This window comes from Picosynechococcus sp. PCC 11901 (genome assembly GCF_005577135.1).
In the GTDB taxonomy this organism is placed as follows: Bacteria; Cyanobacteriota; Cyanobacteriia; order Cyanobacteriales; family MRBY01; genus MRBY01.
In genome coordinates this window covers 1-10,718 of the sequence record NZ_CP040359.1, presented here as the reverse complement: position 1 = coordinate 10,718, position 10,718 = coordinate 1, and the positions used below count along the sequence as shown (strand labels likewise).

Sequence of the window (10,718 nt, the reverse complement as noted above, 5' to 3'; positions counted from 1 at the left end):
AAATTGTCTAGAAGTTCATCACGTTGTTTTTTATTACAGATATTCATTAACCATTCAATGAAGTCTGAAGTGATAACGCTATCTACTACTTCATTATTTAGAATCTTTGTTTTTCCTGTTTTAGGATTAATCTCAACATCTAAACAATCTACATCGGTTGTCATATCTGCTATTTCTTCATAGCGAAAATCAAACCAGCTTATCAAAAAGTCTTGCGCTGTTTTTAATTTCTTGCCTTCAGTAGAAACTATGGCTATCCATAGCCCATCTACTAATTGATTTTTCTTACCCCCATAATTTTTACTTTTTAGCCATTGCCGTAATGTTTTATAACCATTAAATTCTGAGTTAGCAGGGTACTCTTCAATAACAGGTTTACCAATCGGGAATATTTGGTGTCTTAACCCATTGCCATAAGCCCCAGAAATATCGATATCTACTAAGTTTGTTCTAGAGAAACTTACTAAGGGACGATTATTGCGGCAACGTCCCCCAGCAACTTTAGCCAGTAAACAGCCTGTAGTGTTGACTTGATACTTTAGATGATTTGCACTTGCAAATTTAGAAATGTCTAAAACAAATTTTTGTAAATCTTTATCTAACGGGTCTATGCCTAAGCGATTGAAGATGACCCCTTTAAATAAATCATGGATGCTAGACCCAATAGTAAGGCTTGGTAACTTGTAATGGTCACTGACCCCTAAAACATCCCAGACAAGCTTAAAAAGGTCTGCATTAGCCCTCAAAATGTCATATACGGATAAATCGCCTAAAGCATATTCATCATATTGCTTAGGTCTAGTCCGATACACTTGTATCATGTTTTCTTTATCATCTTGCGTCAAATTATCTTTGTAGGATAGCTTTATCCCCACAGTTTCGGCTAATTGAGCGTAACTAGCTACCCCATGTAAAGCACAAGAATCAATAATTCTAAGTTTAAATCGATACGTTTTACCATCTAAATCGATTAAAAAAGGTAGTTCTATCGCGTCACTAACTTCACTCCCTTTGTATCTGGTAAGTGTTCTTAAGCGTCTTTTTAGTTCTAACTGTTTAGTTCTAGACCGCCAAATAAGTCTTTTTAAATGTTTTTTGACGGTATCTCCAAAAATTATAAATAGTTCTGCTAAGGCAAAATGACTATAAACATCTATTTGTAAAATGGGCAATCTATTACCCTTATATGATTTAATTACTCTACTTGTTTCTCTAATGTTTGCGTCATGACCCCTTAGCCTCAAAAAATCGATTGCTGCAAAATCAGTTTCTATGGCTTTATGTCTAAGAATTTCGTTATCATAATCAACAGCTTTTACAAAGTCTTGATGGTCAAATATTGCCCCATCTTCATTTTTTTCTATGATTGATTTGACCTGTACCGTAATCCCTATACGTCTTTTCCCTGTAAATTCAGTATCCATTACTAGGGGTAAGTTAATGTCCCCTTCATAGCTTGACGGGTCTTGAATCACTTCAGATTCATTATAGAGATATCCTTTTTTTAACTTTGGAAAAAACATTTATAATGGCAACAATAAAGGATAAATTAGGGGGCTTAGTAGCCCCCTTTTTATTTACAGCTTCAGGTCAGATAAATCTAACTCATCTACAGGAATAACATAAGTTTTAGTCACTTCTTTAGTAATCTGCTTTTCTTTGCCGTATTGATTTTTCTCAGTGGTCTTTTGATAGGTAGTCGCGTGTTCAGTAATTTTGAACTTTTTCTTACCAGAATTTGCGATTCTGGATAGCTCTGAATTACAAATGACGTTGCGGTAAATCATTTCGGGATTTTCTTCTGATTGAATGTCAATCAGGTCAGTATTGTATTTTTCGGTCTTGCCCCCTGTAGCAGTGATTTTGAAAATCACATTTTCAGGAATGTTGCGTAATGGAATTTCCAATTGGGGCTTAGGCTTCAAAATGCTAGGGTCTGGTTGCCCTTCACTTTCTGAGTAGTCTTGACCCTCAGCTTCTAAATCATCAAGGAAATCACGATTACAAGCGATTGCAGCCTTGATAACAACATCGCCATACTTCAGGATTGAAAAACCGTTGCGACCTGCTCTAAAGCCTAAAACTTCAAATTCAGGACAAGGGGTAGCGTTTAGGTCGGGTAGACATACTACTACATCGCCCCCATCTTGGTAGACGCAAGGCAAAAGCGATTGTGTGACCCCATCCATAGAACGGATAGAAATGAGGGTCTTCTTTTCCAAGGGCTTCAGACTTGGAATTTTCTTGACCAAAGATTTACCCGTGATAAGTACAGGGCTATTGGATTTTTCAGCTTTCTCTCTTAGACCTTGGTTGCTTGCAATCAGACGGTTAGAGATATCGATTAAATCGATTGTGCTGGGATTATTGAAAATTGTGGTCATAGTGCTTTCTGGGGTAGTGGTTTGTTCAGTCTGTTTAGCTTGGTTAGATTGTTTTGCGGTAGTAGGCATAATTGACCATTGAAATTAGAGATTTCCTGAAAAGCCCCGATATCATCTTTATCGCAGTAGTCATGACACAGAACGGCATAAGGGGAAAAATAAGCATTCTGTTTTCCCTGTAATCCCTTCTGATGCTGGCTTGCGGATAAAAAATACATAGGTTAGCCCTTCAGACCTAACACCATGTTAAATGATTTTTTTCAATATGACCACTAAAAATAAAATATTTATTTTTTTATACTTGAAATATACTGATAAGATAAATTAATTCTACAAGATATAAATATAAAAGGTAAAATTAAGATATATACTGTCTAAAATAAGCTTAAATAACGTCATTTAAGCCTTTTTATGGTTTAAATTAAGCTTAAATCACACTAATACAGTTTTAAAATTTCCTTTTTCTGTTTCCTTTACCCGTGTTGGAGTCGCCATGTTTACCCGTAGAGAAGCCCAAAACCTAACAGGCTTATCAAATAATCAGATACAAGGTTTGATTAATTATGGAATTATCAAGCCTTATAAGATTGCTGATTATGAAACTGCTAGAAGCTATTATGATTTTGAGATGATTCTTGAAATGAGAGCTATCAAGCGTCTTAAAGAACAAGCTAAGGAAAGTAAATCAAGAGTTACTTTTAATATGATTAAAGACGCTATGAAGAGTCTAGTTTCTATGGGGCTTGATGATTCTTTGAGAAGTAAAGAAGGTTATGTGATTCTTTTTGAAAATAAGAATATTGTTTTTAAGAGTGAAAAGGAAACTCTAAAAATGTTTATTTCTGGAAAAAATAAATATCAACTTTTCTTAATGGTAGATGATTTGATTGAAGATGTTGAAAAGCTTGCAATGAAAAACAAAGTTAAAGACTTTGAGAGAAAAAGAAATTCTAAGAGTGTTCAATTAGTAGCTTAACTCTCTTCAATTTCTTCAATCTGTTTTAAACTCTCAAGGCTACCATAGTGACGTTCTATGGTAGCCATTGCACTATTTATATTAATAGTTTGCTCTACTCCCCAGACTGAAGCAAAGATTTCATAAGCAATCTTACATCCCCGTAAAGCTTCTGATGGATGTTTGGTTTTAGCCTTAGCATAGGCTTTTAACTTCTCAATGCAAATCATTTGTTCTAAAAGAAGTATCTCAGAAGCCAATTTTTGAACATTTCCGATTACATTTTCAGGCTTGGTTAGGTCATCACTTAAGCCATATTCAGATTTAATTTTGTCAATATCAACTATGATTACATCTTGCTGTGTGTCTTGCGCGGTCTTAGTTTCACCATAATCAACATGATTAGATTTATCCCATTTTTTAGAGTGATTTCTATCATGGCCTAATGAATCTAAGAAACGTGCTATTGACCTAGCATCTATCTTAAATCCTGATTCTGTTAATGTTTGAGCAATATAGTTTTGACTATATCCCTTGCGATTAAGTTCTATTACTCTATTCTGGATATCCTGAGAAGCATTTTTAAGTTTTGATGGTCTACCCATATCAATACCTTTATAGACGTTAAAGGGGCTTATAGCCCCCTTAGAATGAGTGTTTAGAGTTTTGCTAGAAAGTCTTTAAGACCGTCTTTATCTACATAATGGTCTTTATCTTTAATCATTTCTAAAACTCCCTTGCGTTCTGCCCATCCCTTAATTGTATTGTAATTCTTGCTAGTGAATTGACTGATAGTAGTAACAGTGAGTTTTGAAAATTGGGGCAATGTTCCAGCACTAACAAGTTCTGCTAGAGTCTTGACTTGTTCTGTAATTTCATCGTCTTGTGACCCTAGACCTTTAGCAGACCCTTTTACAATCTTAGCAATTGCGGTCTGACCATAGGACTGTAAACCCTTGCTAATAATATCTTGTTCAGATTGACCTGTAACCTTAGCAGCAAGTTTTAAAAACTCTCCTTCAGACATTTCTAGAGAATCCAGATTAAGACCATCTTTAACAGTTTCTCCCAAGGTCATACCCGTATCTTTATCTTTTCTAGAGCTATCAAAATATTCTTTTTTCTCAGGGCTTAGATAAATGATTTCCCCTTCAGGATTGCTTTTAGAAGCATCTTTATCATCAATTTCTAGATGTTTGTAATTTTCATAGGTATCCAGAAGCAAATCAATAAAATCTGCAATACTGCCATGGTCATTTTTCAATCTGTCAAAACGTTCTTTAGACTCTTCAGAATGAAAACGGATAGTAGTTTTAGGATTTTTAGAAGGCATGGTTTAGACCCCTTTTCTTTATTTGATTCTATAGTAACGTTACTTACCTACTAATGTCAAGTATTTTATTAGGTAAATAACATTACTAAAATAAATTAGATTTCAATGAAGCCTGAAGCATCCATAAACCGTTCTAAAAATTCCATAGATGGAAAAGAAGTATCTTTTACCAAAATGCTTTCAATGACATCTGTATCAACATTGAAAAAATTTGCAGTCTCTTGCACTCCAAAATTTTTCATAACCATAAATTGTTCTAGTCTCTCCCCTGCTAGATTTGGATCGCCATAATAAGACGGGATAGGCCATTTCATAATGAATACTCCTAGAGATGGATAGGGAGCTTTTAATGCCGTCCCCAGGGCAATCGACTAGACCATAAGCATCAAAATCAAATCGTGCTTTTTCTTGCGGCTATATCGCGTCAAACCGCGCTTTTTAGCAATCTGCTTAAGTGTGGTCAGTTTTAAATTGTTATATCGAGCGTAAAGAATTTTTTGATGGCGATTGCAAATCTCAGATTGTGCAAATGTAACAAAGGCAATCAGCGTATAGACAACGGCAAAAATCATTGAAGCAGTAATAAGGAAATTAAGCATTTTGAGTAACCTTCTGTAGCGTTCTGATGGGGGCTTATGTGGCGATTGCCCCCTTACATCTACAATAGTAGGTTACTTACTTAGTTATGTCAATAGTTTTAACTAAGTAATTATTCTTATTATGTTGCTTCTCTCTTTAAACGGTCTGCTAATTCAGGATTACTTTTCATAAGCTTCATTTGCTCACTGAGATTGAATGTCTCTTTAGAAAAAGGATTTTTCTGATTAGAATCGCTAGATTTACTAGACGGTTTAGAGTGTTTAAAGTGAAAATCCCAATTAGAATCTAATTTAAGTCTCTCAACAAATTCCTTAGCAGATAATCCAGATTCACCCCTAAGATAAAATCCATCTTGTCTGATTAGGTCAGAAGCTCTAATAGCAGTCATGATTTGATTGATATTAACCACTTTTCCAGCAAGTTCTGAAGCTAGAGAAACATTCATATTGTATTGACTGATTGTAGATTCTAACTTTTTTCTAAGCCCCAAATTTTCTTTTTCAAGTTCTGCAATTCTAGCTAAATAATCCATAATGATTAAAACGTAAAAAACACCATTAATATTTTACACTAAATAGAATTTATCGTAATGTTCTGAACTTTGAGTTTTAGTAATTATCTCCCCTGTTTTGCCTATAGAGTCATGACCTAGAATGGTTGCTATGTATTGAGTGTAAGATTTTTGAGGTGCTAAAGCCTGATGACAAATAGTAGCATAAAGCTTTCTTAAATCATGGGTAGTAAGTTCGATTGTATGACCCGCTTTAGCTAATGGAATAAACAAAGGGAGATAATGGGAAAACAAACTTTGTTTAATCTGAGTTTCTAATTTCTTTTTAATATCATTTTTAGAAATATTTTCAGAATACCAAGGTCTAGATTGTATCCATTCTCTCACTTCTAACAATGCTTTAACAGCTTCACTGGGGCTAATGCCTAAAATAGGAATGATATATTCACGTTTAGCTTTTTCTTCAGACCCTTTAGCTTGACCTGTAAAAATAAGTTCATTTTCAGAATAGGGATGAAAATTAGCGGTTAACCCTAATTCTGAATAACAACGTCTACCCGTAAGAAGTTCTAAAGATAAAGCTTTAGTATAAATATCTTTAGCACTATTAGATTCTTGTTTAATTAAGCTCACTGCTTTATTAATTAAAGCGTCTTTAAGTTCTGAATTTATCGGTATTCTATCCTTAGCTAAAGCTTTCTTAACTTCTAGATTTCCCTTGGCAACGTCTAAAGCATTTGCGGTAATGAAACAAATGGGGGTAGAGCGATAATTTCTAGCATCCATACCCACCAATTCTGCAATGGCTTTTCGATAACTCTTGACTATCTCTCTAATAAAAGTGCTTTTAGCGTAATGGGTAAGCAAATCTTCTTTTTCTTCAATCGCCATATCTAGACAATCCAGAAGCCCCTTTTTCTGCTTTTCTGGCAAGCTAGACTCCATGATTTCATCTCTAAAGACTCTATCCCCATTCCAAGATTCAGGGATGATTTTAGGCGATTGTGGATAAAGCATTATAGGTTTACCCGCTTTTTCCCAAACTGCTACTAACTTCTGAGCAAATTCTGAAGCCCTTTTAATGACCTTGTGACTAGGCATGATACAACCCCCAGTTAGTTAAGTTACATTCATAGTAACGTATCTAACCTACTATGTCAATCTTTTTTATCTCCAAAGGTCTTTAACACTTCTTACATCTGGTTTTCCAAATGGATATTTTTCCCTATATGCTCTACTATTTGGATTTATTTTTTGTCCTGTAGTAAAACAAAACATCATTACCCCATTAGCTTTTTGAATTTTCTTAACCGCAATCAATAGAGAATAGACTTTGTGATTTGTAACCTGCAAATCTAGATTTTTAATCTCTCTTACAATATTGTGACTTGCTACTTCTTTAGTAATCGCAAATGTTCCATCATTGATAGCACTTGATAAAATATACAATGTCTCTTCTAAATCAAAATCTAAAATTTGAATGGTCTTGAAATTGTGAATTTTTTCTTTTAAATATTTATGTAGAATTTTATTATCATTCAAATATAGTGAAATCTCAGAATATCTAATATTCTTTTCTTTTATAAATGGATGAAAAGAATCAATAGCTTCAAAGATTTTCTTGTTAGATACTGTGTCAGAATAAAATAATTTAAGCAATGTTAAACCGTCTTTATCTTCTAAGAATAATCCTAAAGAAAATCCCAAAAAATCAGCATAGCAAGTAATAAAATAATTTTTCATATTGTTCTAATGTCTTTAATGTTAATAGTTTTGCGCTCATTAATACTGAAGGGAGTAACATTTAAAGCAAATGCTAAAGACATAACACAATCATCATGCTTGCCCTGTTGACTTTCTAATTTTTTACCGATACGTCTAAAACATAACATCTCTTCAATTATAGGACATTTTTTAGGATAGCTAATAACTGCTTTATCCATTGCTAAAATCAATCGCTCTATCATTCCTAACTTACTTTCTTGCGTTGTTTTAATAGCCTTAAATTTATAATTGCTATATGCTCTAGTTAATTGTTCTAGATAAACTTGACCTGTACCCCCTGTAACTTCTATCCCTATCTCTTCAGGATTAAACTTATCTATAAGTTCTGAGATTTGATAAATGTCATATTCGCTTGACGCTCTTCTTTTTCTATATTGATAAACTAAGGAATAATGACCTTGATTAAGTTTTAAAACCGTTGCTACTGTATAATCATCGCCTAAATTTGCGGTATCTATCCCAATAAAGTACAAACTATTAGAATCATATTCAGTTTCATAATCTTCTAATCTGGCATTAGTTCTAACCAGACCCGCATTAAATACTAACTGCTCACTATCGGTAAAGCTTAAATTATATTCTTGTTGTACTATCGTTTCACTAAGCCCTGTACTTTCCTGTATGTCCCTTAGATAATCTTCTCTATGACTAAATTTAGGATGGGCTAACCAATGAATAATAAATTTATTCCATCCATTTTCATCACGCCAAAATTGAACTGGGGCTATCAATTTATTTTTAATATTCTCACAAATTTTAAGTAGGTCTTTATCCCCATTATTCTGATTGAGTTTATCAAAATAAAAGCCTGATTGGCCATTAGGGGTAGAGAGAATAATAATCTTGGGATTATCTACTACAGTAGTACAGGGAATAGAACTTTTGTAAATCTCTTCTATTTCATCTACAAAAGCAGCCTCATCATAAAGTAAATCAGATACAGACTCTAAGCCCCTAGCCCCATTTGGCGTAGAATTTCTGAATAGTATTCTACCCCCATTCAATATTTCAATATCGGTTAAACTATCCGTTTTAGGTTTTACATAATCACTAAGCCCTTCTAATTGTCGTCTTACCCGTTTTGCGATGTTGCTTGTATCTGCTTGTGATTTTGAAAATATCACCGCTAAATATCCAGCATTCTTACAAGCCTTAAATAAAAAATAATTGCTGATTGTCTCAGTAATCCCCAATTGTCTAGTTTTAGTTATAACCGTAGTTTTACCCGCTTCTATCTGCTCTACAAGCTTGATTTGATAATCATAAGGGTCAAACCTTATGACGCTTGCCCCAGACCTGATAAAACATAATTTAGCAAATTCTAACCATGTATCTGGTAATGGTTTGAAGTTATAAGCATCTTTAGAATTTTTACCTAAAATTTTAATTTTATTTTTGGGAGTCAATTTGATTTGATACATACTGGTAAAAACAAAAATACTTATTTATAATGGTAAAGAAGTTTAGACAATAGTTCAATGACTGAAGCTAAAAAACGTACTCGAAAAACCCCAGAAGAGTTAACCATTCTGGAAAAAGCCACTAGAGTAAAGAAACTTCTAGATAGAGTCTGTCTGGATAATAATGAAGCTCTTAAGGTTTTATCCATCGTTAAAGACTCTACAACCCCTATCACTCCCATCCAACAGAACACAGGTTATCAAGTAAATAACGTTGCCTAGACAAGTAACTATTTCTGCTAAAGACCTATCTACATTATCAAGTATATTAAAACCTAAAGTTTTATCACTCATCCAACAAAAAGGAATTAATGATAAATTCTTTTTGGTCAAGCTTGATAATATTTCAGTAGGAATTTATGTAGATTAATCTTAAATTATGCCCCCTAATAAATGGGGGTTTTCTATTGGTATGAGTTTTACACAAAAAAGCATTTTATAAATCAGATTAAGAAAAATTTACTAGACAAACATAGAAACAGAAATAGGGACTACAAGATTTCTCACCCTGAATACAGCGTCCTAGATTTGGCAAAACAATTAATTTTTGAAGATGAATGTTATATCGAAGTTAGTAACGATATGGTCTACGATATGCCTAGAGAGTATGGGGATGAAATCATTATCGAAGATGACCTAGATTTCTGACCTGTTACCCTTATTAGCTGTTTAGACAATATCCCCTGAAATATCTGGGGATTTTTTCGTGCTTTTCGCCTGTTGGATTTTTCCGTCAAATGAGCAAAAAGCTTATATAACCGAAAAGCGATTTTTCCGTCATTTGGCGATTTTTTACCCCCAAAATTTGCGATTTGACGGAAATGACGGAAATCAAAAAAATCCTTGAAACTCAATCTACATAAAAGTTTTAGAGATTTAGTTAAGAAGCCAATGACGCAAAACAGAAGTATATGGGGACTCTGAATATGCGTCACACTTGCTAACCGTTTTGCGTCAAGCCCCATCAGACTCACTAGCTAAACTCCCCATCAAAGGGCAAAACCTCACCCCCTCACATAAGCCCCAGACCAAATAACCCAACATCCCAGCAGACCCCCCAGCAAGCCCCAGAAGCCCCGATACCCCCTTTGCTTGTTAAATCATCCATTGCGGCAAGGTAAACCCCCCTCAAGCCCCAGAATCGCCATATACCAGGGCAAGCCCCAGACCAGGGCAAGCCCCAGACCAGGGCAAGCCCCAGACCAACGACAAGCAATCGCCAAATGTGAAGCCCATCAGAACGGCAAGCGATCGCCAATTATTTACAAACATCTAAACCCCCATAGTTACTAACAGTAATTACAAAAAAAATTGACCTAACGTTATTAGTAAAAAACTCTAGTTGCTGTTAGTAATTCAAGATTTTTTAGCCTTTTTCCTACTATTAAATACCTTAGAATTGCATACCTATTAAGTATATACACATAAGTAGATAACATACATACTATGTAACTAACCTATTAGACAACTAACCTAATAAACAACTAACCTACTATGTAACTAACCTACTACAGTAAGCAATTGCTACTAGGTAAGTAATCTAGGTGCATTATAATTATAATGCACCTAGATTACTTACCTAGTAGCAATTGCTTACTGTAGTAGGTTAGTTACATAGTAGGTTAGTTGTTTATTAGGTTAGTTGTCTAATAGGTTAGTTACATAGTATGTATGTTATCTACTTATGTGT

11 protein-coding genes and 1 pseudogene are annotated in these 10,718 nt (G+C 34.2%); 2 read left to right on the top strand and 10 right to left on the bottom strand.

What is annotated here, in order from left to right:
• Positions 1 to 1,523 (bottom strand): annotated as a pseudogene (locus FEK30_RS01165) (hypothetical protein); the annotation flags it as partial.
• A gap of 54 nt (positions 1,524 to 1,577) precedes the next feature.
• Positions 1,578 to 2,384: a hypothetical protein gene (locus tag FEK30_RS01160; protein WP_138071276.1), complete on the bottom strand. Its 807-nt coding sequence runs from the start codon at positions 2,382 to 2,384 to the stop codon at positions 1,578 to 1,580.
• 493 nt (positions 2,385 to 2,877) lie between these two features.
• Here FEK30_RS01160 and FEK30_RS01155 point away from each other — a divergent pair, with 493 nt between their 5' ends.
• On the top strand, positions 2,878 to 3,360 hold the full coding sequence (locus FEK30_RS01155; protein ID WP_138071274.1) for a hypothetical protein: 483 nt from the start codon (positions 2,878 to 2,880) through the stop codon (positions 3,358 to 3,360).
• On the opposite strand, the gene FEK30_RS01150 is transcribed toward FEK30_RS01155, so the two are convergent.
• From FEK30_RS01150 to FEK30_RS01115, 8 genes are all read right to left on the bottom strand, one after another.
• Positions 3,357 to 3,944: a hypothetical protein gene (locus FEK30_RS01150; protein ID WP_138071272.1), complete on the bottom strand. Its 588-nt coding sequence runs from the start codon at positions 3,942 to 3,944 to the stop codon at positions 3,357 to 3,359. The genes FEK30_RS01155 and FEK30_RS01150 overlap by 4 nt on opposite strands.
• A 53-nt stretch (positions 3,945 to 3,997) precedes the next feature.
• A complete protein-coding gene (locus FEK30_RS01145) occupies positions 3,998 to 4,672 on the bottom strand; it encodes a hypothetical protein (protein WP_138071270.1) in 675 nt (224 codons plus the stop codon).
• A gap of 95 nt (positions 4,673 to 4,767) precedes the next feature.
• Entirely contained in the window at positions 4,768 to 4,986 is a 219-nt protein-coding gene (locus FEK30_RS01140; protein WP_138071268.1) for a hypothetical protein, read from the bottom strand.
• 57 nt (positions 4,987 to 5,043) lie between these two features.
• Positions 5,044 to 5,244: a Rho termination factor N-terminal domain-containing protein gene (locus tag FEK30_RS01135; protein ID WP_168191102.1), complete on the bottom strand. Its 201-nt coding sequence runs from the start codon at positions 5,242 to 5,244 to the stop codon at positions 5,044 to 5,046.
• A gap of 146 nt (positions 5,245 to 5,390) precedes the next feature.
• Positions 5,391 to 5,804 carry a hypothetical protein gene (locus tag FEK30_RS01130; RefSeq protein ID WP_138071264.1) on the bottom strand — a complete coding sequence of 138 codons (414 nt, stop codon included), beginning with the start codon at positions 5,802 to 5,804 and terminating at the stop codon, positions 5,391 to 5,393.
• A 33-nt stretch (positions 5,805 to 5,837) separates the two neighbouring features.
• The gene (locus FEK30_RS01125) at positions 5,838 to 6,884 is read right to left on the bottom strand and encodes a protelomerase family protein (RefSeq protein WP_138071262.1); all 1,047 of its coding nucleotides are present in this window, start codon (positions 6,882 to 6,884) and stop codon (positions 5,838 to 5,840) included.
• A 66-nt stretch (positions 6,885 to 6,950) separates the two neighbouring features.
• Positions 6,951 to 7,526: a hypothetical protein gene (locus tag FEK30_RS01120; RefSeq protein ID WP_138071260.1), complete on the bottom strand. Its 576-nt coding sequence runs from the start codon at positions 7,524 to 7,526 to the stop codon at positions 6,951 to 6,953.
• On the bottom strand, positions 7,523 to 8,989 hold the full coding sequence (locus FEK30_RS01115; RefSeq protein ID WP_138071258.1) for a phage terminase large subunit family protein: 1,467 nt from the start codon (positions 8,987 to 8,989) through the stop codon (positions 7,523 to 7,525). The genes FEK30_RS01120 and FEK30_RS01115 overlap by 4 nt, the downstream gene beginning before the upstream one ends.
• Positions 8,990 to 9,046: 57 nt before the next feature.
• Here FEK30_RS01115 and FEK30_RS01110 point away from each other — a divergent pair, with 57 nt between their 5' ends.
• A complete protein-coding gene (locus FEK30_RS01110; RefSeq protein WP_138071256.1) occupies positions 9,047 to 9,250 on the top strand; it encodes a hypothetical protein in 204 nt (67 codons plus the stop codon).
• The last annotated feature ends 1,468 nt before the right edge of the window (positions 9,251 to 10,718 follow it).

Coding starts and splice junctions, on each gene's coding strand:
- FEK30_RS01160 (WP_138071276.1), bottom strand. CDS start 2,384: ATGACCACAATTTTCAATAATCCCAGCACAATCGATTTAATCGATATC.
- FEK30_RS01155 (WP_138071274.1), top strand. CDS start 2,878: ATGTTTACCCGTAGAGAAGCCCAAAACCTAACAGGCTTATCAAATAAT.
- FEK30_RS01150 (WP_138071272.1), bottom strand. CDS start 3,944: ATGGGTAGACCATCAAAACTTAAAAATGCTTCTCAGGATATCCAGAAT.
- FEK30_RS01145 (WP_138071270.1), bottom strand. CDS start 4,672: ATGCCTTCTAAAAATCCTAAAACTACTATCCGTTTTCATTCTGAAGAG.
- FEK30_RS01140 (WP_138071268.1), bottom strand. CDS start 4,986: ATGAAATGGCCTATCCCGTCTTATTATGGCGATCCAAATCTAGCAGGG.
- FEK30_RS01135 (WP_168191102.1), bottom strand. CDS start 5,244: ATGATTTTTGCCGTTGTCTATACGCTGATTGCCTTTGTTACATTTGCA.
- FEK30_RS01130 (WP_138071264.1), bottom strand. CDS start 5,804: ATGGATTATTTAGCTAGAATTGCAGAACTTGAAAAAGAAAATTTGGGG.
- FEK30_RS01125 (WP_138071262.1), bottom strand. CDS start 6,884: ATGCCTAGTCACAAGGTCATTAAAAGGGCTTCAGAATTTGCTCAGAAG.
- FEK30_RS01120 (WP_138071260.1), bottom strand. CDS start 7,526: ATGAAAAATTATTTTATTACTTGCTATGCTGATTTTTTGGGATTTTCT.
- FEK30_RS01115 (WP_138071258.1), bottom strand. CDS start 8,989: ATGTATCAAATCAAATTGACTCCCAAAAATAAAATTAAAATTTTAGGT.
- FEK30_RS01110 (WP_138071256.1), top strand. CDS start 9,047: ATGACTGAAGCTAAAAAACGTACTCGAAAAACCCCAGAAGAGTTAACC.